At 72.3% G+C, this 26004-nt stretch carries 23 protein-coding genes; 5 read left to right on the plus strand and 18 right to left on the minus strand.

Annotation, left to right across the window (positions count from 1 at the left end; genetic code table 11):
* Window positions 1–175: 175 nt before the first annotated feature.
* The 4 genes from BGM09_RS35095 to BGM09_RS35110 form a co-directional block, all read right to left on the minus strand.
* Window positions 176–409: an I78 family peptidase inhibitor gene (locus tag BGM09_RS35095; protein ID WP_188285797.1), complete on the minus strand. Its 234-nt coding sequence runs from the start codon at window positions 407–409 to the stop codon at window positions 176–178.
* Between the two features lie 209 nt (window positions 410–618).
* Complete coding sequence (locus tag BGM09_RS35100) at window positions 619–1896, minus strand: glycosyltransferase family 4 protein (protein ID WP_188285798.1); 1278 nt, start codon at window positions 1894–1896, stop codon at window positions 619–621.
* Between the two features lie 147 nt (window positions 1897–2043).
* Window positions 2044–2745 (minus strand): transglycosylase family protein, encoded by a 702-nt coding sequence (locus BGM09_RS35105; RefSeq protein ID WP_317453017.1) that lies wholly within the window; start codon window positions 2743–2745, stop codon window positions 2044–2046.
* A gap of 218 nt (window positions 2746–2963) precedes the next feature.
* The gene (locus BGM09_RS35110) at window positions 2964–3578 is read right to left on the minus strand and encodes a transglycosylase family protein (RefSeq protein WP_188285799.1); all 615 of its coding nucleotides are present in this window, start codon (window positions 3576–3578) and stop codon (window positions 2964–2966) included.
* A gap of 478 nt (window positions 3579–4056) precedes the next feature.
* On the opposite strand from BGM09_RS35110, the gene BGM09_RS35115 reads away from it, so the two are divergent.
* Both BGM09_RS35115 and BGM09_RS35120 read left to right on the plus strand, forming a co-directional pair.
* Window positions 4057–4869, plus strand: coding sequence for a hypothetical protein (locus BGM09_RS35115; RefSeq protein ID WP_188285800.1), 813 nt, complete (start codon window positions 4057–4059; stop codon window positions 4867–4869).
* Between the two features lie 195 nt (window positions 4870–5064).
* Entirely contained in the window at window positions 5065–5313 is a 249-nt protein-coding gene (locus BGM09_RS35120) for a hypothetical protein (RefSeq protein ID WP_188285801.1), read from the plus strand.
* Window positions 5314–5352: 39 nt separating this feature from the next.
* Here BGM09_RS35120 and der read toward each other — a convergent pair whose 3' ends face one another.
* From der to BGM09_RS35140, 4 genes are all read right to left on the minus strand, one after another.
* Window positions 5353–6819, minus strand: coding sequence for a ribosome biogenesis GTPase Der (gene der, locus BGM09_RS35125; protein ID WP_188285802.1), 1467 nt, complete (start codon window positions 6817–6819; stop codon window positions 5353–5355).
* 90 nt (window positions 6820–6909) lie between these two features.
* Window positions 6910–7605 (minus strand): lysophospholipid acyltransferase family protein, encoded by a 696-nt coding sequence (locus tag BGM09_RS35130; protein WP_391048590.1) that lies wholly within the window; start codon window positions 7603–7605, stop codon window positions 6910–6912.
* Window positions 7563–8240: a (d)CMP kinase gene (gene cmk / locus BGM09_RS35135; protein WP_317453019.1), complete on the minus strand. Its 678-nt coding sequence runs from the start codon at window positions 8238–8240 to the stop codon at window positions 7563–7565. The genes BGM09_RS35130 and cmk overlap by 43 nt, the downstream gene beginning before the upstream one ends.
* Window positions 8241–8659: 419 nt before the next feature.
* Window positions 8660–9745 (minus strand): prephenate dehydrogenase, encoded by a 1086-nt coding sequence (locus BGM09_RS35140; protein ID WP_188285803.1) that lies wholly within the window; start codon window positions 9743–9745, stop codon window positions 8660–8662.
* A gap of 298 nt (window positions 9746–10043) precedes the next feature.
* Here BGM09_RS35140 and BGM09_RS35145 point away from each other — a divergent pair, with 298 nt between their 5' ends.
* Complete coding sequence (locus BGM09_RS35145; protein WP_188285804.1) at window positions 10044–10406, plus strand: DUF952 domain-containing protein; 363 nt, start codon at window positions 10044–10046, stop codon at window positions 10404–10406.
* A gap of 135 nt (window positions 10407–10541) precedes the next feature.
* Window positions 10542–11255 (plus strand): DNA polymerase beta superfamily protein, encoded by a 714-nt coding sequence (locus BGM09_RS35150; protein WP_188285805.1) that lies wholly within the window; start codon window positions 10542–10544, stop codon window positions 11253–11255.
* 38 nt (window positions 11256–11293) lie between these two features.
* Here BGM09_RS35150 and BGM09_RS35155 read toward each other — a convergent pair whose 3' ends face one another.
* From BGM09_RS35155 to BGM09_RS35195, 9 genes are all read right to left on the minus strand, one after another.
* Complete coding sequence (locus tag BGM09_RS35155) at window positions 11294–12427, minus strand: pseudouridine synthase (protein ID WP_188285806.1); 1134 nt, start codon at window positions 12425–12427, stop codon at window positions 11294–11296.
* The gene (gene scpB / locus BGM09_RS35160; protein WP_223188043.1) at window positions 12427–13119 is read right to left on the minus strand and encodes an SMC-Scp complex subunit ScpB; all 693 of its coding nucleotides are present in this window, start codon (window positions 13117–13119) and stop codon (window positions 12427–12429) included. The genes BGM09_RS35155 and scpB overlap by 1 nt, the downstream gene beginning before the upstream one ends.
* The gene (locus tag BGM09_RS35165) at window positions 13116–14237 is read right to left on the minus strand and encodes a segregation and condensation protein A (RefSeq protein WP_223188044.1); all 1122 of its coding nucleotides are present in this window, start codon (window positions 14235–14237) and stop codon (window positions 13116–13118) included. The genes scpB and BGM09_RS35165 overlap by 4 nt, the downstream gene beginning before the upstream one ends.
* Window positions 14238–14322: 85 nt before the next feature.
* Window positions 14323–15027, minus strand: coding sequence for a hypothetical protein (locus tag BGM09_RS35170; protein WP_188285807.1), 705 nt, complete (start codon window positions 15025–15027; stop codon window positions 14323–14325).
* Window positions 15012–16055, minus strand: coding sequence for a ParA family protein (locus BGM09_RS35175; RefSeq protein WP_188285808.1), 1044 nt, complete (start codon window positions 16053–16055; stop codon window positions 15012–15014). The genes BGM09_RS35170 and BGM09_RS35175 overlap by 16 nt, the downstream gene beginning before the upstream one ends.
* Window positions 16056–16351: 296 nt before the next feature.
* A complete protein-coding gene (gene ald / locus BGM09_RS35180) occupies window positions 16352–17467 on the minus strand; it encodes an alanine dehydrogenase (RefSeq protein ID WP_188285817.1) in 1116 nt (371 codons plus the stop codon).
* Between the two features lie 150 nt (window positions 17468–17617).
* The gene (locus BGM09_RS35185) at window positions 17618–20317 is read right to left on the minus strand and encodes a tetratricopeptide repeat protein (protein WP_411158409.1); all 2700 of its coding nucleotides are present in this window, start codon (window positions 20315–20317) and stop codon (window positions 17618–17620) included.
* Between the two features lie 191 nt (window positions 20318–20508).
* Window positions 20509–21132 carry an NUDIX domain-containing protein gene (locus tag BGM09_RS35190; protein ID WP_188285809.1) on the minus strand — a complete coding sequence of 208 codons (624 nt, stop codon included), beginning with the start codon at window positions 21130–21132 and terminating at the stop codon, window positions 20509–20511.
* A gap of 74 nt (window positions 21133–21206) precedes the next feature.
* Window positions 21207–22826: a CTP synthase gene (locus BGM09_RS35195; RefSeq protein ID WP_411158410.1), complete on the minus strand. Its 1620-nt coding sequence runs from the start codon at window positions 22824–22826 to the stop codon at window positions 21207–21209.
* A gap of 580 nt (window positions 22827–23406) precedes the next feature.
* On the opposite strand from BGM09_RS35195, the gene BGM09_RS35200 reads away from it, so the two are divergent.
* Window positions 23407–25224 (plus strand): glycoside hydrolase family 15 protein, encoded by a 1818-nt coding sequence (locus tag BGM09_RS35200; protein ID WP_188285810.1) that lies wholly within the window; start codon window positions 23407–23409, stop codon window positions 25222–25224.
* A gap of 21 nt (window positions 25225–25245) precedes the next feature.
* Here the strand turns inward: BGM09_RS35200 and BGM09_RS35205 are convergent.
* On the minus strand, window positions 25246–26004 hold a 759-nt coding region (locus tag BGM09_RS35205), incomplete at its 5' end, for a glycosyltransferase (protein ID WP_188285811.1).

Consider the following 26004-nt stretch of genomic DNA (forward strand, 5'->3'; position numbering starts at 1 on the left):
CGCCGCCCCGCACGCGCCCGGCAGGCCGCCCACCGGACGCAACGAGCGCACCCCGCTCACCCCGGTCGGCAGCCGACGTCCGCCCGTCGAGCGCCCGGCCAGGCCCACGACCCCGCTCGCGCACCAGCAGGTACGCGGCCGGGGCATCGCGGGCTGAGCCCGGCGGCTCGGCCCGTCAGCCGACCCAGCAGCGCTGGACGCGGCCCCCTTCCACGGTGAAGTTCAGCCGCCCGACGACGTACTCCATGGTCACGATCGCGCCGGGCGGCAGGCTGCGCACCGTCTGCCAGCCCCGCTGCTCGGCCAGGCGCTCGGCCTCGCGCGCGTCGAGGCCGGTGTAGGCGTCGGGGTCGTCGGCCGGGCTCCGTGGGGGCCGCGGATCCTGTGGGGTCTGTGGGTTGTGAGGCATATCTTCACGGTAGGCGTCCCCGGGCCGGAACGACCTTGATCATCACGTTTCTGTCACAGATCGTGCCCTACGGTTCGCTCCGTCCCCGTGAATACCCGCAGGTCACTGAATTACCTGCCCACACAACTCCCGCACAGCATCTCCTCAATGTCTCCGGTTACTCGCGGGTCTATAAGCATGAAGAGATAGGAATTGGGTAGACGGCGTCTTTAACTGACGAGGTGTTGCCTTCGGCGTCCGGCCTTCCTTACGGCGGCCCCCGTCATGTCCCCCGCGGACAGCAGGGCGCCTATCGTCCGCCCGACCGACGCACGGACGGCGGCGCGCGGCCGGGCGCCACCGCGCGCCCGGTCGTCCAGCAGCCGCTGGAAGAGGTCCACATGGCGCCGCGCGATGACCGAGGGGTCGTAGTGCGCCGAGGAGGCCAGCGCGGCGCGGCCCATCTCCCGCCGGCGCTCGTCGTCCTCGATGAGCGACAGCAGCGCGGCGGCGATGGCGTCGATGTCGCGCGGCGGCACCAGCAGACCGTTCACGCCGTCGTCGACGATCTCCCGCGGACCGAGCGGGCAGTCGGTGGAGACCACCGGAAGCCCCGCGCACATGCCCTCCACCAGCGTCATGCCGAAGGACTCCAGGGTCGAGGTGACGGCGAGCACCGACGCCTTGGCCAGTTCCGGTTCGATCGGCGAGACCGCGCCCATCAGCCTCACGTGGTCGCGCACGCCCAGTTCGGTGACGAGCGCGTCGAGCTTCGCGCGCTCGCGGCCCGAGCCGTACAGCCGCAGCGTCCAGTCGGGGCGCCGGTCGCGGACGACGGCGAAGGCGCGGATCAGGTCGTCGTAGCGCTTGGCGGGGGCGAGCCGTCCGGCGGCGACCACGACGGGCGCGGTGCAGTCGGAGGGGGCGGCGCCGGTGGGCGGCACGCTGTTGGGGACGGCGGCGACCCGTACGCCCGGCATACGGCGGCGGTAGACGGCCGCGTCGGCCTCCGTGGTGGTGGTGACGGCGTCGAGACCCGGGTAGTGGCGGCGCAGGGTCAGCACGAGCCGCGTGGAGTGCGTGTCGAGCGTCAGGTGCTCCTGGGCGACCCGGACGAGGCCGCGCGGCGCCTGGCGGGCGAGATGCACGTTGAGCCCCGGCCGGGTGCCGACCACCACGTCGGTGTCGAGCTCCGCCAGGCACGCGCCGATGCGTTCGTCGGTGATCGGGCTGTAGAGGGCGTGCCGCCGGTCGGAGGACGGGAAGATCGCCGACGGCCGCTGGTGGCGCGGGTCGTCGAGGACGCTGTCCTGGCCGCCTTCGCGGATGTCGACCAGATGTCTCAGCCGGATCCGGGGGTCGTACGTGAACTCGGGCCGGCCGCGGTCGCGGAAGACCGAGACGATCTCGACCTCGTGTTCGTCGGCCAGCCGCGCCGCCAGATTGCGCACCGTGCGAATGGTGCCGCCGATGCCGTACGTGGTGTGTATCAGGAAGGTGATGCGCATGGGCGTGCCCGTGTTCCTGTTCCCCCGCTCGGCGCGGGTCGGTCGGCCCGCGCGACCGACCGTAGCAACCGTGGCGCGTCCCTTTTGCCGGAGTTACTGGACGCGCCACGGACGGGTGAACGGGGTTGACTCGGGTGGGGCGCCGCGTCAGTTGACGGTGAGGACGGTTCCCGCGATCAGCCGGTCGGGGTCGGGGCCGATGAGGTCCTTGTTGAGCTGGTAGAGGTACTGCCAGCCCCCTTGGGTTCCATAGGAGCGGGCAATGGCCGACAAGGTCTCTCCGGTCTTGACGGTGTGCACGATGTGGCGGTGGCCGGTGAAGCCGTTCCGCCGCGCGCAGACCGGCCAGGCGTCCCAGCCCTGCACCTTCAGCACCTCCTCCGCGACCGAGATCTGCTCGGCGGGGGTGGCGAGGTCGGCGCGCCGGGCGTAGTCGAGGCCGCCGAACAGCTCCCAGGTGGGCTGCCAGAACTGGAGGCCGCCGTAGTAGCTGTTGCCGGTGTTGATGTGCCAGTTCCCGCTGCTCTCGCACAAGGCGATCCGGTCCCAGACGGTCGGGGACCCGGCGGCGGCCCGCGCGGCCTGGAAGGCGATGGCCGCCTGTACCGAGGGCATCGACTGCGGGGACCCGCCGGACCGCTCGGGCTGCTGCGGCTGTCCTGGCCGCTCCACGGGCGGTGGGACGACGGGTGCGCCCTGGACGGCCGTCGCGGGTGGCGCGGCGGCCACCGGCAGCAGCACGGCCGCGCCGAGCGCGGCCAGGGTGGCGGCGGCGCGCGCGACAGCCACGGCGACGCGCACCGAGGCACGCGGGGAGACGATATGACGATAAGACGACTGATCGCTCATCGGGCCACGCTAAGCACGGTCGCACCCCGGATCGGGGGCATCACGTCCGTAGCCGGCGCGTACCCCACCCGGTCGGACCACAACGGGGTGGGGCACACGGGGGAACGCGGCGGGTCCGGTCGACGACGGCCTTGCCGCGCTCCGGCACCGTACGAGCGGCGGTCCTGGGGCGTCTCAGCCCGACGGACGCCAGGACTGCCGCGCTGACGGACGGTCCGTCACCAGTGCGGCCACCACGCCGGAACGACCGGGCCCTGCCCGCGCTCCGCCGGGCCGCGCACGACGGAGATCAGGGCCGTGCGTGTCGCGTTGCGGTCGGCCCGGCCCTCGGCGGCCGACTCGTAGCGCGGCATGGTCCGCCGTACGACCTTCTCCGGCTCCCGCTTCTTCGGCTCGGCGGTGGGCTTGACGGTCTTCCTGACGGGCTTGTCGAGGGACTTGCCCGGCGGCTTCGAGGACGGCGTGCCCGCGGACGGCGCGTCCCCGTAGGCTCCCGCGCGGCGCGAGCAGACGGGCCAGGCGCCCCAGCCGCTGGCGTGCTGGAGCTTTGTCGCTATGGCGATCTGCTGCTCGCGGCTGGCCAGGTCCGCGGTCGGCGCGTACGCGGTGCCGCCGTAGGACCGCCAGGTGCCGGGGGCGAACTGGAGACCGCCGTAGTAGCCGTTGTGGGTGTTGATGTGCCAGTTCCCGCCGCTCTCGCACTGCGCGATACGGTCCCACACCCCGTTGTCGGCCGCCGACGCCTCTCCCGCGGCGGCCAGCACACCCAGCGGCGCCAGTGCGGCGACGCCGGTCAGGAGCGCGGTGTGCCGGTACTTGCAGTTCAAGACCATGGATTCCCTCTCCACGGACCCGGGTGTCCCCCTTGGTGCGTCAAGAACGGGCGCCGCTCCCCCACGGATGCGGCGCCCGTCCGAACCCGGGCGGTGCGATTTGCACACGGCGGGCGAATCTAGGCAGCCGCACCCCCTGGCACCAAACAATTGCCGTGCGCCGCAGGCCAGTTGAGGGTTACCGGCGGTAAGAAGACGAGGTTTACGGGTGATTGGCGCGTACGTATCGTCGTAAATGAGGATCTAAACGGCGCGCTCCGTGAGTAGCCTCACAGGTCCAACTTTCGTCACCCACACGACCGTTCGACGCTGCGTGAGCGATTCGCCGGGAATCTCACCCTCGGCGACCGGTAGCGGAATACATCCCCCCGCAAAGCGTGACTCCCACCACAGATCATCCGTTGTCACTATGCGCCGGGACAGGTCCGGCGTTCCGGCCGGATTCGTGACCGCACCACCGCACTTCAAGGAGACTCCCGTGCCGCCCATGCTCGACGTGAGTGACGAGGTACGAGCCGAGATCGGCGACGAGGAGACCCAGCGGCTCCTCAACGGCGCCAACGCTCCTGGCACGTACGACTGCACGTCCTGTCGCACCCCCGGGGACACCGGGCAGGAGCGGACCAGCACCGTGCTCTTCGTGGGCGACGAGACGGCGGTCCTCGCCTTCGCGCACGCCGCCTGCATCCCCTCGCAGGTCGTCCCGGTCACCGAGGAGCAGTTGCAGGGCGCCGTCCGCAGCATCGGCGGCCCCGAGACGGCGGCAGGACCCTCGATCGGCGGCCAGGCCGACGCACCGCCCGTGGAGACCGCACCACGGCAGGCGGTGCTCGGCATCACCTGCGGTCTGATCATCGTCGAGGAGACGCTGCGCCCGGCGCTCGTGATCGAGCCCACCGGGCCGGTCGCGCGGGCCGGCGCCACCGGCGCGGGCGACGACTTCCTGCCGCTGCTGATCGAGCAGGGCTTCATGCCGCAGCTCGACCTGGAGGTGCCGCCGTCGCCGCTGTCGGGCTGGTCGGTGCTGCTGGCCACCGGGCGGCTGCACGCCGTGCTCCAGCCCGGCGCGGGCGGCACCCCCGGCACCGCGTGGTGGCAGGCACACCAGCCGCTCCAGGTCAGTGACGGCTGGCGGAACGCCGTCAACCGGACCAACGAGGTGTACGTCTACGCCGCCCCGGCCGGTTCCATCGGCCGTCAGCCGCGCGAGGACCTGATGCGGGACGCCCTGGCCAGGGCGTGCTCGCGGGGCCTGCTGGTGGCCGCGACGATGCCGCTGTCGGGGACCTGAGCCACCCGGTTCACCGGAAACAAGGGGCGTGTACGGGACACCGTGCGCGCCCCTTCCGCGCGCCCGCTGCCGCCCGGGTCAAAGATCTGCAATTCAACCGACTGCCCGCATCCCGGACAACACCGGCTCGTTGGCACATACGTGCACACCTTTGACACCTCCTCCCGGGCCCCTTTCCAGCGCTACATCCCGTCCATGCGCAGCGCGCTGGACGCGACCGGGGGCGGTGCCACGGAAACACCCATCTACGACGCGCTCTACTCGGAATACCAGCGGCTCTTCCGCACGCTGCCCGGCGACCGGACCGGCGAGGAGGCGTTGCAGTTCAACGGCTTCACCGCCTGGCACGCGGAGCAGCCGGCGTACGCCCCCGGCAGGCACCGGGGCAACGGCCCGGCGGCGCTGCCGCCGGGCCGTCCCGACAACCGGATGCCAGGGCTCTGACCCCGGGAGCCCCCCACGCGCGCAGGCCCGTGCGCGCCGCTACTTCTTGCGCCCGCGCTTCTCGCGAACCCGCACCGACACCTGGATCGGCGTACCGGCGAAGCCGAACTCCTCGCGCAGCCGGCGCTCGATGAAGCGCCGGTAGCCCGCCTCCAGGAAGCCGGAGGCGAACAGCACGAACCGCGGCGGCTTGGTGCCCGCCTGCGTCCCGAACAGGATGCGGGGCTGCTTGCCGCCACGGATCGGGTGCGGGTGCGCGGCGACCAGCTCGCCCAGGAACGCGTTGAGGCGGCCGGTCGGCACCCGGGTCTCCCAGCCCGCGATCGCCGTCTCGATCGCCGGGACCAGCCGCTCCATGTGCCGCCCGGTGCGCGCCGAGACATTGACCCGCGGCGCCCACTGCACCTGCACGAGGTCCTTCTCGATCTCGCGCTCCAGGTAGTAGCGCCGCTCCTCGTCCAGCAGGTCCCACTTGTTGTACGCGATCACGACCGCGCGGCCCGCCTCGACGGCCATGGTGATGATCCGGGTGTCCTGCTCGGCCAGCGTCTCACTGGCGTCCACCAGGATGACCGCGACCTCGGCCTTCTCCAGCGCCGCCGCCGTACGCAGCGACGCGTAGTAGTCCGCGCCCTCGGTGAGGTGGACGCGGCGGCGGATGCCCGCGGTGTCGATGAACTTCCAGGTGATGCCGCCGAGCTTGATCAGCTCGTCCACCGGGTCGCGGGTGGTGCCCGCGACCTCGTTGACGACCACCCGGTCCTCGTTGGCCACCTTGTTCAGCAGGGACGACTTGCCGACGTTCGGCCGGCCGATGAGCGCGATCCGGCGCGGGCCGCCGACAACGTCGCCGAAGGTCAGCGCGGGCGCCTCGGGCAGCACCTCGATGATGGCGTCGAGCAGGTCGCCGGTGCCGCGGCCGTGCAGCGAGGAGACCGGGTAGGGCTCGCCGAGGCCGAGGTTCCACAGCGCGGCCGCGTCGGCCTCACCGGTCGGCCCGTCGACCTTGTTGGCGGCCAGCACGACCGGCTTGCCCGCGCGGCGCAGCAGCCGTACGACCGCCGCGTCCGTGTCGGTGGCGCCGACGGTGGAGTCCACGACGAAGACCACCGCGTCGGACGCCTCGATGGCGAACTCGGCCTGCGCCGCCACGGAGGCGTCGATGCCGAGGACGTCCTGCTCCCAGCCGCCGGTGTCCACGATCTTGAAGCGGCGGCCGTTCCAGTGCGCCTCGTACGTGACGCGGTCGCGGGTCACGCCCGGCTTGTCCTCCACGACCGCCTCGCGGCGGCCGATGATCCGGTTGACCAGCGTCGACTTGCCGACATTGGGACGGCCGACCACGGCCAGCACCGGCAGCGGGCCGTGCCCGGCCTCGGCCAGGTCGTCGGCCACCTCTTCGAGGTCGAAGCCCTCCTCGGCGGCGAGCTCCATGAACTCGGCGTATTCGGCTTCGCCGAGCGCGCCGGTCCCGCCGTGCTCGGTCTGCTCGTCTGCGTGGTCCATGAGGTATCTCCGTCGATCAACTGTGGCGGCTGCGGTAACCAGTGTGGTGCAGCCGGTGCGGTTCGGCCTGCGCGTTGTCCGTCTGCGCGGTCAGCGGCCGGTGGCTTGCTTGGCGTGCGCCAGGTGGGCGGTGAGCCGCTCCTGGATGCGCAGCGTGGCGGCGTCCATCGCGCTGCGGGTGCGGCGCCCGCTTCCGTCGCCCGCCTCGAAGGGCTCCCCGAAGACGACGTCGATCCGCGAGCGCAGCGGCGGCAGCGCCGGGACCGCCCGGCCCTTGGCGGTGCTGCCGAGGACGGCGACCGGCACGACGGGCGCGCCGGAGCGCACCGCGAAGTACGCCAGTCCCGAGCGCAGCTCGGCGAAGTCGCCGTCACCGCGGGTGCCCTCGGGGAAGATGCCGAGCATCCCGCCGCGCTCCAGGACGCCGAGCGCGGCGGTTATCGCCGTACGGTCGGCGGTCTCGCGGTCGACCTTGAGCTGCCCGATGGAGCGCAGGAACGGGTCGAGCGGCCCGACGAAGGCTTCCTTCTTCACCAGGAAGTGCAGCGGGCGCGGCGAGATGCCGATCAGCATCGGGCCGTCGATGTTGTGCGAGTGGTTGCCCGCCAGGATGACCGGGCCGTGCGCCGGTACCCGCCAGGCGCCGAGCACCCGGGGCCGCCACAGGCCGTTCATCAAGACGATGCCGATCCGGCGTCCGACGGCCGCTCCGCGCGGTCCCGGCGCCGTGCCCTGCTCCGCTGTCACCTGGGCGCCCGCTTCTCCTCGACCAGAGTGACGATGCACTCGATGACCTGGTCGAGGGTGAGGTCGGTGGTGTCGACCTCGACCGCGTCGGCGGCCTTGGCCAGCGGGGAGGCCGTGCGGCCCGAGTCGGCCGCGTCCCGCTTGATGAGCGCGGCCCGGGTGTCCGCGACGCTCAGCGCGCCGTTCAGCTCGCCGCTGCGGCGGGCTGCGCGGGCCTCGGCGGACGCGGTGAGGAAGATCTTGACGGTGGCGTTCGGGAAGACGGTCGTGCCGATGTCCCGGCCCTCGACCACGATGCCCACGGGGGACGCGGTGGCGGCGGCGCGCTGCAACTCGACCATCCTGGCCCGCACCTCGGGGACCGCGCTGACGGCGCTGACCGCGGCGGTGACCTCCTGGGTGCGGATCGGGCCCGAGGCGTCCACGCCGTCCACGGTGATGCCGGGGGCGGCCGGGTCGTGGCCCGCGACGATGGCGGGCTTGCCCGCGCAGTCGGCGACGGCCACCGGGTCGTTGACGTCGATGCCGTTGCTCAGCATCCACCAGGTGATCGCGCGGTACTGCGCGCCGGTGTCGAGGTAGCTCAGCCCCAGCTTCACCGCGACCGCCCTGGACGTGCTGGACTTGCCGGTACCGGAAGGGCCGTCGATGGCGACGATCACCGGATTTTCCACAGCGGGTGGCCTTCCTCGTGCGCGGAGCGGGGGGCGGGCGGGCCGGCCGAGGGGCCGGATGCCATTCCCCCAAGGTTACCGGCCGCCCGCGCCCCGGAACGCCACGGGTTTTCCCTGCCGGGAAGGCCCCCGATACGCCGCCACGGTCATCCCTCGTCCACCCCCGGCATTCGGTCCGCGCCGTACCCCGGCAGTGCCCGGCCGAACCGCATCCGATCACCGCCCGCCCGATCACCGCCCGCGCCCGGCCGTCACCGCGCCGGGAGCGTCCGCGTCGCATCCGGCCCGCGCCTGTTCCGCACCGGACCGCATCGGTGCTGGCCTGGGGTCGACGCCAGGACCGCGTCCGATCCGCACCGTGCCGGGCCGAGGCCGCGTCGCATCCGGCTCGCAGTACCCAGCACCTGCCGGTGCGCAGACTACTGCCGGATCGACCAGCCGCGTTCGCGCAGGGCGACCGTCAGGGCGGGCGCGGTGCGCGGCTCGACCATGAGGTTCACCAGACCGGCCTGCTGTCCGGTGGAGTGTTCGATGCGGACGTCCTCGATGTTGACGCCCGCCGCGCCCGCGTCGGCGAAGAGGCGGGCCAGCTCGCCCGGCTGGTCGCCGATGAGGACGGCCACGATCTCGTACGCCTTGGGCGCCGTGCCGTGCTTGCCGGGGACCTTGGCGCGGCCCGCGTTGCCGCGCCGCAGGATGTCCTCGATGCCCGCCGCGCCGCCGCGCCGCTTGTCCTCGTCGGCGGACTGGAGGGCGCGCAGCGCCGCGACCGTCTCGGTCAGGTCGACGGCGACATCGGCGAGGACGTCTGCGACCGGTCCGGGGTTGGCGGCCAGGATGTCCATCCACATGCCGGGCTCGGAGCCCGCGATCCGCGTGACGTCGAGGATGCCCTGGCCGCACAGGCGTACGGCGGTGTCCTCGGCGTGCTCCAGGCGGGCCGCGACCATGCTGGAGACGAGCTGCGGGGTGTGCGAGACCAGGGCGACGGCCCGGTCGTGGGCGTCGGCGTCCATGACGACGGGGACGGCGCGGCACAGCGCGACCAGTTCGAGGGCGAGGTTGAGCACCTCGGTGTCGGTGGCCGGCGTCGGGGTGAGCACCCAGGGTCGGCCCTCGAAGAGGTCGGCGGTCGCGGCCAGCGGACCGGAGCGCTCGCGGCCCGCCATGGGGTGGGTGCCGATGTAGTGGGTGAGGTCGCAGCCCAGCGCCTCCAGGTCGCGTCGCGGGCCGCCCTTGACGCTGGCGATGTCGAGGTAGCCGCGGCCGAGCCCGCGGGTCAGCGCGTCGGCGAGGGTGGCCGCGACGTGGGCGGGCGGCACGGCGACGATCACGAGGTCGACCGGGCCTTCGGGCTCCCCCGTGGTGCCCGCGCCGAGCGAGGCCGCCGTGCGCGCGGTGCTCGGGTCGTGGTCGGTGAGGTGGACGTCCACACCGCGCGCGGTGAGCGCGAGGGCGGCGGAAGTGCCCATCAGGCCGGTGCCGACCACCAGGGCGGTCCTCACTGGGCGACGCTCCCGGAGGCGTCCCGCTCGGGTCGGCCGCTCCCGCGGACCGTTCGTACCGCCACGTCACTGCTCCCTCGGCTGCTCACGTACCTGCCGACCAGGGTAGTCACCGGGGGCGGGCCGCGAGACGGACGCCCGCACTGCGAGACGGGCGGCGCGGGCGTACGGGCGGCGCGGGCGTACGCGCAAGGTCCCCGTCACGCCGCCCGGCATCGAACACGGACAATGTCGTGCAAACCCACCTCCGCCGCCGCTTGTCACCGCCTCGACCGCCCGGACCAGGTAGAACTTCCCCATGCTCTTCCACTTGGTGCCGCTGGACGACTGGCTGCACGCGCCCGAGCGCCCGTACGCCCCCGCCTCCCTGGACGAGGAGGGTTTTGTGCACTGCTCGCCCGACGAGGCCGTGACCCTCGCGGTGGCCGACGCCTTCTACCGGGAGGTGGCGGGGCCGCTGATGGTGCTGCTGATCGAGGAGGCCGCGCTGCGCGCCGAGGTCCGCTGGGAGGCGGCCGATCCGGCGCCGCCGCCCGGCGTCCCGCAGGACACGGCCTTCCCCCACGTCTACGGCCCCATCGACCGGCCCGCGGTGACCGGCATGCTGGAGGTCGTACGGGATCCGTACGGCCGTCCGCTCGGCCTGACGGCCTGGTCGTAGTCCCGCTACGCCCCTCGGGACCTCCCCCGCCGCGGCGGTATCGTGGGCCCCGCCATCACCGTCTGCAACGTGATCACCGCACGAAGCAGTGGAAACTCCGGCGCTTGGTCGGACTTCATGGCGATAATCGCCCTCATGCGCGATTCGCTGGGGCACGACCTTGTCCGGGACCACACGGTCTATGCCTGCGTCATGGGCTCGCGCGCCTTCGGTCTGGCCACCGACGGCAGTGACACCGACCGGCGGGGTGTGTACGTGGCGCCCACCGAGCTGTTCTGGCGCTTCGACAAGCCGCCGACGCACGTCACAGGGCCGCGGCACGAACAGTTCTCCTGGGAGCTGGAGCGATTCTGCTCGCTCGCGCTGCGCGCCAACCCCAATCTGCTCGAGTGCCTGCACTCACCGCTGGTCGAGTACGCCGACCCGACCGGGCTCGAACTCCTCGACCTGCGCGACGCGTTCCTCTCCCGGCGCGCCGACGCCACCTTCCGCGGCTACGCCGCCCAGCAGCTCGGCCGTCTCGAAGCGGACATCCGCAACCACGGCCAGCCGCGCTGGAAGCACGCCATGCACCTGCTGCGGCTCCTCATGTCCTGCCGCGACCTGCTGCGCACCGGCCGCCTCACCATCGACGTCGGCGACCGGCGCGAGCGCCTGCTGTCGGTCAAGCGCGGCGAGCTGAGCTGGGACGAGGTCCGCGTCTGGATGCGCACGCTCCACGACGAGGCCGACGCGGCCGCCACCCGCAGCCCGCTGCCCGCCGACCCCGACCGCCCCCGCGTAGAAGCCTTCCTCACCCGCGTCCGCCGCACCTCAGCCGCGTTCCCGCTTCCCCCCGAACCCGCATAGCTCGCCGGGACTCAGGGGGCCAGGGGTGGTGGCAGGTGTTAGAGCTCGACCTCGTGCATCAGCATGCCGACCTCGGTGTTGGTCAGGCGGCGGAGCCAGCCGGACTTCTGGTCGCCGAGGGGGATGGGGCCGAAGCTGGTGCGGACGAGCTTGTCGACGGGGAAGCCCGCTTCGGAGAGCATGCGGCGCACGATGTGCTTGCGGCCCTCGTGGAGGGTGACCTCGACGAGGTAGTTCTTGCCGGTGTTCTGGACCACGCGGAAGTGGTCGGCGCGGGCCCAGCCGTCCTCCAGCTCGATACCGCTCTTGAGCTGCTTGCCGAGATCGCGCGGGAGCGGCCCCTGGATCGCGGCGAGATAGGTCTTCTGCACGCCGTAGCGCGGGTGGGTCAGCCGGTGGGCCAGCTCGCCGTGGTTGGTGAGCAGGATCAGGCCCTCGGTCTCGGTGTCGAGCCGGCCGACGTGGAAGAGCCGGGTCTCGCGGTTGGTGACGTAGTCGCCGAGGCACTGGCGGCCGTCGGGGTCCTCCATGGTGGAGACGACACCGGCCGGCTTGTTGAGCGCGAAGAAGAGATACGACTGGGTGGCGACGGTCAGCCCGTCGACCTTCACCTCGTCGTGGTCCACGTCGACCCGCAGGCCCTGCTCGGTGACGATCCGTCCGTTGACCTCGACACGGTGCTGTTCGATCAGCTCCTCGCACGCCCGGCGCGAACCCATTCCGGCCCGCGCGAGCACCTTCTGCAAGCGCTCGCCCTCCTGCTCGGCGCCGGGGAAGGTCTTGGGCGTCTTGATCTGCGGCTTGCTGTGCCGCTCCCGGTTGCGCTCCTCGATCTGCGCGTCCAGCTCGCGCGGCCGGGCCGGCACCGGCTTGCGGCCGCGGTTGCCGGTCGGCTTGTTGCTGCCGGGCTTGGTACGCGGCATGCCGCCGGGCTTGTTCGCGCCGGACTGGCCGGTGCTGCCCACGTCGTAGCGGCGCTCCTCGGGACGCGGCGTGCCCTTGGGCCGCTGGCTCTGGCCCTCACCGCGGCGCGCGTCGCCCGAGCGCCCGTCGCCCGAGCGGCCGTCGCCGCGCCGGTCGGCACCACCACGCCGGTCGGCGTCACGGGGCCTGTCGCCTCCGCCGCCCCGCGGGTTCCGGTTGCCGCCGCTGTTCCTGTCGCTGCTTCGCATCAAGTGTCCGTTGTCGAGGTGTCGTCCGGCGCGTCCGGATCGAACGACGGAAGCCCCTCCTGGGACTCCGCCTCGATCGCTTCCGCCTCCGGCAGGAACGGTGCTAGCTCGGGCAGCTCGTCGAGGCTGCGCAGGCCCATACGTTCCAGGAAGTAGTTCGTCGTCCTGTACAGGATCGCACCTGTCTCGGGTTCCGTCCCACCTTCCTCGACCAGCCCCCGCTGGAGAAGGGTGCGCATGACGCCGTCGCAGTTGACTCCGCGGACCGCCGAGACGCGCGAACGGCTGACCGGCTGCCGGTACGCGACCACCGCCAGCGTCTCCAGCGCGGCCTGCGTGAGCCGGGCGTGCTGGCCGTCGAGGACGAACTTCTCCACGGCGGGGGCGAAGGCGGGCCGGGTGTAGAAGCGCCAGCCACCGGCGACCAGCCGCAGGTCGAAGCCGCGTCCCTCGCGGGTGTAGTCGTCGGACAGCTCGCGCAGCGCCTTGCCGACGGCCCGCCGCGGCCGTTCCAGGACCTTGGCCAGGTGCTCCTCGGTGGCCGGTTCGTCGACGACCATCAGCACCGCCTCCAGGGCGGGCTTCAGCTCCAGCTCGGCGGTCGCGGCGGCGAGCAGGCCCGCGGGCGCCGCCGTATCGCCTGCCGCGCCGGCCGCGGCAAGGGCCTCGGTGATATCCGACACGTCCGTCATTCCTCGGCCTCTCCCTGCTCGTGCTGCGGCTCGTGCTCCGACTCCGACTCCGACTCCGGCACCGGCTCCTGCTGCGGCTCGCGCTCCGACTCCGGCGTGCGCGCCGGAGCCGCCGCCTCCTGGTCGAACTCGTCGGTCACCAGCGGCGCCGCCGTATCCTGCTCCCCGCCCGTCCAGCGGACCTGGAGCAGCCCCAGGGCCTCCTCCTGGTCCAGCGCGACCGCCTTCTCCCGGTACAGCTCAAGGAGCGCGAGGAAGCGCGCCACGACCGTCAGCGTGTCCGGCGCGTCCTCGGTCAACTGCCCGAAACTGGCCACGCCGAACTCCCGCAGCAGCGCGATCACCCGCTCGCCCTGCTCCCGGACGCTCACCAGCGGCGCGTGGATGTGGTCGACGTACACCTGCGGCTTGGGCTTGGGCACCATCGCCTTCACCGCGAGCCGCGCGAAGCGCTCGGGGCCGATGCTGAGGACGACCTCGGGCAGCAGCTCCGCGTGCTGCGGTTCGAGGCCGACGGTACGGGGGTAGCGCAGCGCCTCGTTGTCCAGCCGCTCGGCGAAGATCGCCGCGATCTGCTTGTACGCCCGGTACTGGAGCAGCCGGGCGAAGAGCAGGTCCCGCGCCTCCAGCAGCGCGAGGTCCGCCTCGTCCTCGACCTCGGCGGACGGCAGCAGCCGGGCCGCCTTCAGGTCCAGCAGCGTGGCCGCGACGACCAGGAACTCGGTGGTCTGATCGAGGTCCCAGTCCGGGCCCATGGCGTGGATGTACGTCATGAACTCGTTGGTGACCCTCGACAGCGCCACCTCCGTGACGTCCATCTTGTGCTTGGAGATCAGCCCGAGCAGCAGGTCGAACGGCCCCTCGAAATTCGCCAGCCGTACGGTGAAACGGCCCCCTTCGGCGGGGACGGCCCCGGTTGCGTCGTCGGCGACCGACACGGGGTCATCAGCCGTGACCGCGGGCTCAGCGGGCGCTACGGGCGCTACGGGCTCGGCGCGCTCAGTAGGCGACGCGGACTCTCCCGCGGACTCGGCCGCTTCGGTGTCCCGCTCAGCGGCAGGCGGCACGGCGGCGCCGAGTCCGAGGCTGCGGCGGGGAGTGGCGGGTGAGGTCGGCATCGGGGTCCAGGGTACGAAGTGGTCTGTGCAGGCTACTCGCCGCAGCAGGCCACGCCCTGTTCCCCGGCCGCGCGCCGTCGGGGCGTCAGCGGCCCCGCAGACGGCGTACGAGGATGCTCGCGTCGCCGCGCGACTCCAGATCGGCCAGCACCACGGCGACGGCCTCGCGGACGATCCGGCCGCGGTCGATGGCGAGCCCGTGCTCACCGCGCAGCACCAGCCGGGCGTGTTCCAGATCCATCAGCTCCTCGGCGGAGACATAGACGGTGATCTTCTCGTCGTGCCGCTCGCGCCCGCTGGGACGGCGGTTCTGCCGGGCGGCCTTGCGCCGCGCCTGCTGGGGCTGCGGCTGGGCGGTGATCGGGGGCTGGACCGGTGTGGCCTGCGGCTGCGGCGCGGGCGCGGTCATGGTGCCGGAGGAGGCGGCCAGCGGCATACCGGCCCGCTCGGCGGTCAGCGGACGGCGCGAGGCCGGGATGTCCCGGCCGCCGTGTTCCGCGCTGTCCTCGCCCCGTCCCGCGGTGCCGGAGGGCCGTGTCCCCTCGTCGCCGTCCGCCGGATCGGCCGCGTCGTTGCCTGCGGAGGGGTCGGCCACCGGTACGGACCGCAGCCGGCCGTCCGACTGCGTACCGTTCTGCCCTTCGCCCGGACCACCGGAGCCGCCGGAGCTCCCGGAGCCGCCGGGACCGGGGCCGCCGGGGTGCTGCCGTGGCTGCGGGGCCTGGAGCGCAGCTCCTCCGGTCGTCCGGAACAGCTCGTCGGCGCCCGGCAGACTCACTCGGCGTGGCACCGGGCGAGCACCTCCCTGGCGAGCTGGCGATAGGCGGCCGCGCCGACGGAGTTGGACGCGTAGGTGGTGATCGGCTCGCCCGCCACGGTCGTCTCGGGGAACCGCACGGTGCGGCCGATGACGGTGTGGAAGACGTGCTCGTCGAACGCCTCGACGACCCGGGCCAGCACCTCGCGGCTGTGCACGGTGCGCGAGTCGTACATGGTGGCGAGGATGCCGTCGAGTTCCAGCTCGGGGTTGAGCCGCTCGCGGACCTTCTCGATGGTCTCGGTGAGCAGCGCGACTCCGCGCAGCGCGAAGAACTCGCACTCCAGCGGCACGATCACCGAGTGCGCGGCGGTGAGCGCGTTGACCGTCAGCAGGCCGAGCGAGGGCTGGCAGTCGATGACGATGTAGTCGTAGTCGGCCATCAGCGGCTTGAGGGCGCGCTGGAGCGACGACTCGCGGGCGACCTCGCTGACGAGCTGCACTTCCGCTGCCGACAGGTCGATATTGCTGGGGAGCAGGTCCATGCCGGGCACCGCTGTTTTCAGCAGGCACTCGTCGGCCGCCAGTCCGCGTTCCATCAGCAGGTTGTAGACCGTGATGTCGAGTTCCATTGGGTTGACCCCGAGGCCGACCGAGAGCGCGCCCTGCGGGTCGAAGTCGACAAGAAGCACCCGGCGGCCGTATTCGGCCAATGCCGCGCCCAGATTGATGGTCGAGGTGGTCTTGCCGACCCCGCCCTTCTGGTTGCACATCGCGACGATCTTCGCGGGGCCGTGGTTGGTGAGCGGATTGGGGATCGGGAAGTACGGCAGGGGCCGGCCGGTGGGGCCGACGCGTTCGCGGCGCTGCCGGGCCGCGTCCGGGGCGAGGGTGGCCGCGTACTCCGGATCCGGTTCGTACTCGGCGTCCGGGTCGTAGAACTGGCCGTCCTGGAGGTCGTTGTCGTTGAAAGGCGCCATGGCGTAAGCAGGTTGCGTCTCTGTGGTCGTCTCGGGCCGGCGGGACTCGAAGGTGCGGACCGCGACGGAACCGACGGTCATTCCTGGTTGACCACCCCCGGGAGCAAATGTCGACTCATTCACAAGTCGTCTTACCTCCTTGGTGACCAGGAAACTTCTAGACAGGTCAGCGTGACTACAGCCGACGATTCGCGACTCTATGGCGTGTCGGTGGTCCACAGCAACACAATCCGCCGGACACGGCACGATGTGTCGGCAACCGAACACCCCGCTGTCAAGGGCGTAAGCACATGAACGGCCGGGCCTCGACACACAAGACCCGGCCGGTGGTGCGGTGTTGGCGCGATGTTGACGCGCCTGGTCACAGTGGCCGCCGGTCAGCCCAGCAGCGCGTGCAGGTCGGTGGAGTCGAGGCCGTGCGCCTCGGCCACCGGACCGTAAACGACTTGTCCCTCATGCGTGTTGAGACCGAGAGCGAGAGCCGCGTCACGTCGCAGTGCCTCGCGCCAGCCCCGGTTGGCCAGTTCGACGATGTACGGCAGCGTCGCGTTGGTCAGCGCGTACGTCGAGGTGTTGGGAACCGCGCCCGGCATGTTCGCGACGCAGTAGAACACCGACTGGTGTACGGGGAACGTCGGTTCGGCGTGCGTGGTGGGGCGCGAGTCCTCGAAGCAGCCGCCCTGGTCGATCGCGATGTCGACAAGGACAGATCCCGGCTTCATGCGCGAGACCAGCTCGTTGGTGACCAGCTTCGGCGCCTTCGCGCCCGGAATGAGCACCGCGCCGATCACGAGGTCGGCGTCGAGCACGGCCTTCTCCAGCGCGTAGGCGTTGGAGGCGATGGTCTGCACGCGGTTGCCGAACACCTTGTCGGCCTCGCGCAGTTTGTTGACGTCCTTGTCCAGCAGCGTGACGTGGAAGCCGAGTCCGAGCGCGATGGTGGTGGCGTGCCAGCCGGAGACACCGGCGCCGATGACGACGGCCTTGCCCGACTGGACTCCGGGGACGCCGCCGGGCAGGACGCCGCGTCCGCCGGCCGAGCGCATCAGGTGGTAGGCGCCGACCTGCGGGGCGAGCCGGCCGGCCACCTCGGACATCGGGGCGAGGAGCGGGAGCTGGCGGTTCGCGGTCTCCACCGTCTCGTACGCGATGGCGGTGGTGCCCGACTCCAGCAGCGCGTCCGTGCACTCGCGGGAGGCGGCGAGGTGCAGGTAGGTGAAGAGCGTCTGGTCCTTGCGGAGCCGGTGGTACTCCTCGGCGATCGGCTCCTTCACCTTGAGCAGCAGATCGGCCGTCGCCCACACCTCGTCGGCGGTGGCGAGGATGCCCGCACCGGCCGAGACGTACTCCTCGTCGGGGATGGACGAGCCGTTGCCGGCGCCCTGCTCCACGAAGACCTGGTGTCCGTTACGGACGAGTTCGTGCACGCCGGCCGGGGTGATGGCCACGCGGAACTCGTTGTTCTTGACCTCGCGGGGGATGCCCACCTTCACGTCGATCACGGTCCTTGCGCTCAGGGAAGAATGACCGCTTTGGGGCGGCGAAAGCCAGTCTAGTGAAGGAAGACTCTCTGTCCAGCCTTACAAAGTGACCACTTTGGCCGAGACCATTGGCAGTTTCGTAGGTATACAGCGCGGCGATCGTCAGTTCGGCGCCGTTTCGCCCTCGCTGAGCAGGCGGTTCGCGGCGGCGCGGTGGACCCTGGCGCCGCTCGGATCGCCCAGCCGGTCGAGCGTGTCGGCGAGCCGCAGCAGGATCGCGCCCTCAAGACGCCGCTCCCCCGCCTTGCGCGCCCAGTACAGCGCGTCGCGGCAGGTCCGCAGCGCGTCCTCCGGGTAGCCCGCGTACTCCTGCACCCGGGCCGCCTCGGTCAGCGCGCGGGCCTGCGCGCCCAGGTCGCCCAGCCGCCGGTACGCCCCCGCGGCGGCCCGCCATTCGCGCAGCGCGGGCCCGTACCGGCCGTCGTAGGTGAACAGCGCGCCGATCCGGCCGTGCAGCCGGGCCTCGTGGAAGGTCTCGCCGCGTTCCTGGCGCAGCGCGAGCGCCCTGCCGTACCAGTCGGCGGCCCGCTGCGGGTCGCGCCGCTCCTGATACGTGCCGCCGAGCGCTTCCAGTACCCGGCCCTCGGCCTCCGCGTCGTCGCACGCGCGGGCCGCGCCCAGCGCGGCGCGGTACCGGTCGAGCGCCAGGTCGCAACGGCCCGCCGCCGCGTCCAGGTCGCCGAGGTTGATCAGCGCCGCCGCCTTCTCCCGGTCCAGGCCGCGCCGCTCGGCGACGTCCAGGACCAGGCCGTGCAGTTCGTACTGCTCGGCCGCCATCGCGTTCCCGCCGGGGAAAGCGGCGAGCGCCTGCACCTGGGCCGCGATCAGCCGTCTGGCCAGGGTGTCCAGATCGCCGTCCGCGACGGCGACCCGCGCGGAGGCCAGCAGCGCGGGCAGCCGGGACCGCAGCCACTGCGCGGCCGTCTCGGGCGAGTCGAAGCTGAGGCTGCGCGGGCCGTCGTCCGGCAGCCGCATCCGCACGAGCGCCGAGCCGCACGACAGCAGCAGCCGTACGGTCCGCTCCAGCATCCTGGCCCGCGCCAGCCGCACCTCCTCCGGGCGGTCGCGGGATGCGAGCAGCCCGCGCAGCAGCGGCTCGAAGCAGCCGGGCAGACGGTACTGCGGCGGCAGCTCGTCGCCCGTCACCGGACCCGGTGCCAGCAGGGCGCCGCCGACGAAGTCGTCGAGCGTACTCTGCGCGGCGGCCACGGAACAGCCCGCGAGCGCCGAGGCCATCTGCGCGTCGACCATGCCCGCCGGTGCCAGCGCCAGGAGTCGCAGCATCCGCGCGGCGGTCTGCGGCACGTCCTCGTAGACCAGCCGGAAGGACCGCACGAGTTCGCCCTGCGCGGTGGCGCGCGAGGGCGCCGTCCCGTCCGCGTCGGCCGGGGACGGGACGGGAGCGTCGGCCGGGACCGTACGCAGCCGGGTCGCCGCGTCCGCCACGGACAGCGTCGGCCGGGCCGCGAGCCACGCGGCGACCAGCCGCAGCGCGGTGGGGTGCCCGCCGATCTCCTGCACCAGCGCCTCGGCGGCGCGCGGGTCGCAGGTCACCCGGGTGGAGCCGATGCTGTGCGCGAGCAGTTCCACGGCGGCGGGCGTGTCGAGCCCGCCCAGCGTGCACGGCCGCACGTCCGGCACTCCGGGCAGCGGGCCGTCCGAGGTGACGACGACAAGGCTGCCGGGCGCGTCCGGGATCAGCCCGTCGAGCTGATCGGCGCGCAGGACGTCGTCCAGGACGAGGAGCGTCTTGCGCGAGGTGGCGGCGGGGCCGCCGGACGGGGCGGCCGGGGCGGGAGCGTCAGGTGTTCCGGGGGCACCGGGACCTGCGGCGCCTGATGCGGGGGCGGGGGGAACTCGTGGAGCAGCGGGCGGAACAGGACCGGTGGGAGCGCCGTGGGCTCCGGGGGCGGCTGGGCCGCCGGCTTCCGGGGTACGGGCGAGGGCCCGGTGAAGGGCGCGGACGGCGTGCTCGGCGGGTACGGGCTCCCCTTCCGGGGAGGTCATGCGCAGGAAGACCTGGCCGTCCGGGTAGTCGTCGGCCAGGTCTTCGGCCAGGCGCAGCGCGAGCGCGGTCCTTCCGACGCCGGGGCGTCCGGCGACGAGCAGCACGCGCGCCCGCCCCTTCCCCTGCTTTCCGAGGCCCGGCCGGCCGATCTCCCCGCGCAGCTCAGCCAACTCCCTTTCCCGGCCGACGAATTGGCCCTCCGCCCAGGCCCCCGCCCATACGGCACCGCCGATCCGCACCGTGACCTCGCCGGTCCGGCTCACCGGGCGAACAGCGCCCGGGGCCTCCACCGGCGCGGCGGGCGCGGCGGGCGCGGTCCCGGCCTTGGGATCAGGCGTGGGATCAGGCGTGGCGTCCACCTCGGCCTCGGACCCGGCCTCGGACCCGGTGTCCGCCCCGGACCCGTTCTCGGTTCCCGGTGCGACAGCGGCGGTGCGCTCGGCCTTCGCCGGACGAGCGGCCGGTGCGTCCGGCACCGCATCCGGCACCGCGTCCACCCCGGCATCCGCCCCGGCGTCCGCCCCGGCGGTGGTGCGTTCGGTCTTGCGGCCGGTCACGGACGACGGCTCGGCGTCCTTCGCGGGCGTCTGCTCGGGCCCGGACTCGGCGGCGGCGGCCGGGGCCTCGGGGACCGAGCCCTTGCGCGTCGGGGAGCCGGCGGAAGCCGGCCGACGGCGGCGGGTGCGCGCCTTGGCGGGTGCGGCGGCCGGGACCTCGTTCGTGTCCGGTTCAGGTGCCGCCGAGGCGTCCGCTCCCGCAGGGGTCCCGTTGGGGTTCAGCGCCTGATCCGTCACGGCCTACGCTCCCGGCTCAGTGGGGTCGTCCGCGCGGGGCGCGGATGCGCGGGTACGCGGCTACGGCGACGAGCCTAGTTCACGCGGTCGGGCCGGTCCGGGGCTCCGACGCGGCCGACCGCGTAAATGATCACTCCATCGGATCATCGAGACCCGATGAGGGAGCTGTGAAGAAGCTGTGGACCCGGCGGTCAGGGCGTGAAGGGCCGCGCGGGCCACGGCGACTCGGCGGGCCGCAGCGCGTCGAGACCGGCGCCGGTCATCGCGGCCTGGAGCGCGAAGACGCCCACGACCAGGCAGTTGTTGTGCAGGTCGCCCGCGAGGACCCCGCTGACGAGGTCCGCGAGCGGGACGCGGGCCAGCTCCATGTCGGCCTCCTCCTCGGCGACCGCGAAGCGCTCGCCGTCCGCCTCGGAGACACCGCGCGCGAGGAAGATCCGCACCGCCTCGTCCGTACCGCCGGGGCTGGTGTAGACGTCGGTGAGGACCCGCCAGTCCTCGGCCTTGACGTGCGCCTCCTCGTACAGCTCGCGCTGGGCCGCGTGCAGCGGATTCTCGCCGGGGATGTCGAGCAGTCCGGCCGGGATCTCCCAGAGCTTCTGCCGTACGGGGTGCCGGTACTGGCGCAGTACGAGGACGCGGTCGGCGTCGTCGAGCGCGAGGACGGCCACCGAGCCGGGGTGGACCTGGTAGTCGCGGACGGCGGTGGTGCCGTCGGGCATGACCACCTCGTCCGTCCGTACCGACGTCTTCTTGCCGGTGAACGGCGTGGAGGTCACGGTGACCCGCCACTCCTCCTGGGTGTCCTTCAGCATGCTGCGCCTTCCGAGTCCGTGACCGTACCGAGTGACCGGGAGCGGGCGCCGGGCCCGCTCCCGTAACGCCGCGTTCAGCCCTGCCGCTCCTGCGGGTCCTGCTGCTGGCGCGCGACCGCCGCCTTGACCAGCCCGGCGAACAGCGGGTGGGGCCGGGTCGGGCGGGACTTCAGTTCGGGGTGCGCCTGGGTGGCGACCAGGTACGGGTGCACCTCGCGCGGGTACTCGACGTACTCGACGAGCTTGTTGTCGGGCGAGGTGCCCGAGAAGACGATGCCGGTCGCCTTCTCCAGCTCGGCGCGGTAAGCGTTGTTGACCTCGTAGCGGTGCCGGTGCCGCTCCTCGACGTACGGCTGGTCGCCGTAGACCTCGCGGACGATGGAGCCCTCGGCGAGCTTCGCCGGGTACGTGCCCAGGCGCATCGTGCCGCCGAGGTCGCCCTTGCCGTCCACGATGTCGAGCTGCTCGGCCATGGTGGAGATGACCGGGTGGCCGGTGCCGGGGTCGAACTCGGTGGAGTTGGCGTCGGCGATCCCGGCGAGGTTGCGCGCGGCCTCGATGACCACGCACTGGAGGCCGAGGCAGAGTCCGAGCAGTGGGACGCCGTTCTCACGGGCGAAGGTGATCGCGGTGACCTTGCCCTCGACGCCTCGGTCACCGAAGCCGCCGGGCACGCAGATCGCGTCCACGTCGCCGAGCTGCGCCGCCGCGCCCGCCGGGGTCCGGCAGTCGTCGGAGGTGACCCACTTGACGTGCACCTTCGCGTTGTTGGCGAATCCTCCGGCGCGCAGTGCCTCGGTCACCGACAGATAGGCGTCGGGCAGGTCGATGTACTTGCCGACCAGCGCGACCTTCACCTCGTGGGCGGGCTCGTGCACCCGCTTGAGCAGGTCGTCCCACTGGGCCCAGTCCACATCGCGGAAGGGCAGGTCAAGACGCCGGACGACGTACGCGTCCAGCCCCTCGGTGTGCAGCACCTTGGGAATGTCGTAGATGGAGGGCGCGTCGATCGCGGCGACCACCGCGTCCTCGTCGACGTCGCACATCAGCGAGATCTTCCGCTTGATGGCGTCCGGCACATGGCGGTCCGCGCGCAGCACGATCGCGTCGGGCTGGATGCCGATGTTGCGCAGCGCGGCCACCGAGTGCTGGGTCGGCTTGGTCTTCAGCTCGCCGGAGGGACCGATGTACGGCAGCAGCGAGATGTGCACCACGAAGACGTTGTCCCGGCCGACCTCGTGCCTGACCTGGCGGACCGACTCCAGGAACGGCAGCGACTCGATGTCGCCGACCGTGCCGCCGACCTCGGTGATGACGACGTCCACGTCGTCGGTGGCCATCCGGCGGATGCGGGACTTGATCTCGTTGGTGATGTGCGGGATGACCTGCACGGTGTCGCCGAGGTACTCGCCGCGCCGCTCCTTGGCGATCACCGTGGAGTAGATCTGGCCGGTGGTGACGTTGGCGGAACCCGCCAGATTGACGTCGAGGAAGCGCTCGTAGTGGCCGATGTCGAGATCGGTCTCGGCGCCGTCGTCGGTGACGAAGACCTCGCCGTGCTGGAAGGGGTTCATGGTGCCCGGATCCACGTTGAGATAGGGATCGAGCTTCTGCATGGTGACCCGCAGGCCCCGTGCCTTGAGCAGCGCCCCGAGGCTGGAGGCCGTCAGGCCCTTGCCGAGAGAGGAGGCCACACCACCGGTGACGAAGATGTGCTTGGTCGTCGTGGATTTCGGCGCATTCTTCAGAAAAGCTGCCAAGAGGGGGCTCCCGTGGTCGCGAGGTGAGGGTCGGGACGGCGTTCGTGCTTGGGAGCGCCGTCGCGGCGGTTCAGTGGTTCATCCCACCGGCCCACGGGCTACCAGGGTATCAGCGACCCCGGCCGCCGAATGATGCGCCACGGCGTCCGGCGGGCACGACGGACGACTTTCGCCGCTCCGGGCCGCCACCGCCCGGCCACCGCCCGACCACCGGACGGTCTTCGGGCGGTCTTCGGGCAGGTTTCGGGAAGGTTTCGTGCGCTCTTCTGGCCGTCATGGAGCCGCCGTAGGGCCGCCGTAGGGCCGCCGTAGGGCCGGTACACCCGACCGGCGGAGCGAAGATCGCGGAGACATGCGCACGCCCTCCTCGGACGACGTATCCTGCACGGACGCATTGCTACGAGCCGACCGGCACGGCACTATCCCCGCCCAGTTCCCGGATCATGAGCTCGTCCAAAATCCCCAGACCGCAAGACCGTCCCCAGCGGGGGCGGCGCCTGTCGTTCGACTGGAGTTGCACGTGGCCGGGCTCATCGAGGACTACGCCCTCATCGGTGATATGCAGACCGCCGCACTGGTCTGCCGGGACGGCACGGTCGACTGGCTGTGCCTCCCCCGGTTCGACTCGCCCGCCGTCTTCGCCGGACTGCTCGGTACCGAGCAGCACGGCTTCTGGCGGCTGGGCCCCGCGCACGGCAAGGACGACCAGCCGCCGGCCGCGACGCGCCGCAGATACCGGGGCGACTCGCTGGTGCTGGAGTCCGAGTGGGACACCGAACGCGGCACGGTCCGTGTGATCGACTTCATGCCGCCGCGTGACGGCGCCCCGCAGGTCATCCGGATCGTGGAGGGCGTGCACGGCCGCGTCCCGATGCGCTCCGCTCTGCGGATGCGTTTCTCCTACGGGCAGATCACGCCGTGGGTGCACAAGGTCGGTGACCGTACGGTCGCGGTGGCCGGGCCCGACTCCGTGTGGCTCGACACCGAGGTCGACACCTACGGCCGGGATCTGACGACGTACTCCGAGTTCACCGTCGCGCCCGGTGACCGCATCGCGTTCACCATCAGTTGGGAGCCGTCGCACAAGCCGCAGCCCTCGCTGCCGGAGCCCGAGGCGTCGCTGACCGCCACCGAGGACTTCTGGCGCGAGTGGGTCGAGCAGTGTACGTACGCCGGGCCGTACCGGGACGCGGTGGTGCGCTCGCTGATCACGCTCAAGGCGCTGACGTACGGGCCGACCGGCGCGATCGTCGCCGCGCCAACCACCTCGCTGCCCGAGGACATCGGCGGGGTACGCAACTGGGACTACCGCTTCACCTGGCTGCGCGACGCCGCGATCACCCTGTCCTCGCTGCTGCGCACCGGCTATCGCGACGAGGCCCGCGCCTGGCGCGAGTGGCTGCTGCGCGCCGTGGCGGGCGACCCCGAGAACCTCCAGATCATGTACGGCATCGCGGGCGAGCGCGAGCTGGGTGAGAACGAACTGCACTGGCTGCCCGGTTACGAGGGCTCCTCCCCCGTCCGGATCGGCAACGGCGCGGCCCACCAGCTCCAGCTCGACGTGTACGGCGAGGTCACCGAGGCCCTGCACCTGGGCCACATGACGGGCCTGGCGCGCAACGACTACGCGAGCGTCCTCCAGCTCAAGCTGATCCGCTACCTGGAGAAGCACTGGAACGAGCCGGACGAGGGCATCTGGGAAGTCCGCGGCCCGCGCCGCCACTTCGTGCACTCCAAGGTGATGGCCTGGGTCGCCGTCGACCGCACCGTCAAGCTCATCGAGTCCGGCGAGGTCGACGGCCCGCTGGAACGGCTCAAGGAGCTGCGCGAGGACATCCACTACGACGTGTGCGAGAAGGGCTTCGACCGGGAGCGCAACACCTTCACACAGTCCTACGGCTCCAAGGAACTGGACGCCTCGCTGCTGCTCATCCCGCAGATGGGCTTCCTGCCGCCGGACGACAAGCGGGTCATCGGCACCATCGAGGCGATTCAGCGGGAGCTGTCCACCGAGGACGGCTTCGTACTGCGCTACCCCGTCTCCAGCGGCGCCGACGGCAAGGAGAATCTGGACGGCCTGCCCGGCGACGAAGGGGCGTTCCTCGCCTGCTCGTTCTGGCTCGCCGACGACCTCGCGATGATCGGCCGCGTCGAGGAGGCCCGCAAGCTCTTCGAGAAACTGCTGGCGCTCCGCAACGACCTGGGCCTGCTCGCCGAGGAGTGGGACCCGCGCCGCAAGCGCCAGGTCGGCAACTTCCCGCAGGCGTTCAGCCATGTGCCGCTGATCGACACGGCGCTGCGGCTCACCGCCACTGGGGCCTTCCGCGCGTAGCGGGTCCCGGACGCCGGTTCGTCAGACCTGCGTCAGCTCGTCGTAGACGCTGAGCACCTGGGCCACCGTGTCGTCCTCGGTGGGCCAGGTGGCGGCCTGGGCGCGGCCCGCCACGGACAGGGCGGTACGGCGGCCGGGGTCGGCGAGCAGGGTGCCGACGGCGCGGGCGAGGGCCGCCGCGTCGCCGTAGGGGACGAGGACGGCCGCGTCGCCGACGAGTTCGGGCGTGCCGCCGACGGCGGTGGCGATCAGGGGGACGCCCGCGTGCAGGGCTTCCTGGGCGATCAGCGGGCGGGCCTCCCAGCGGCTGGGCAGGACGACGAGGTCGGCGGCGGCGAGCAGTTCCGGCACGTCGTCGCGGCGGCCGAGCAGGACCACCGGGAGTTGTTCCGCCTCGATCCGCTTCTCCAGTGCCGCGCGCCCGCTGCCCTCGCCCGCGACGGCGACCAGCGGCGGCGGTTCGAGACCCGTCCAGTGGGCGGCGGCGTCCAGCAGCAGGTCGTAGCCCTTGTGGGCTTCGAGGCGGCCGACGGCCAGCAGCAGCGGGCGGTCGACGGCGCCGAATTCGGCGCGGGTCTTGTGGGTGTGCCGCTCGCCGTCGCCAGGCAGACGCGGCGGCGGGGCGACCGGGCGCGGTACGGCGGCCGGTGCCAGCCTGACGTCCTTGGCGCCGAGGTGGCGGGCCCGGTCGACGAGTTCGGCGCAGACGCCGAGGACGACGGTGGCGCCGCGTACCGCCCGGCGTTCCAGCCAGCGCAGCAGCGCGGCGCGGCCCGCGCC

The organism is Streptomyces sp. CBMA29, from assembly GCF_014596445.1.
Taxonomy (GTDB): Bacteria; Actinomycetota; Actinomycetes; order Streptomycetales; family Streptomycetaceae; genus Actinacidiphila.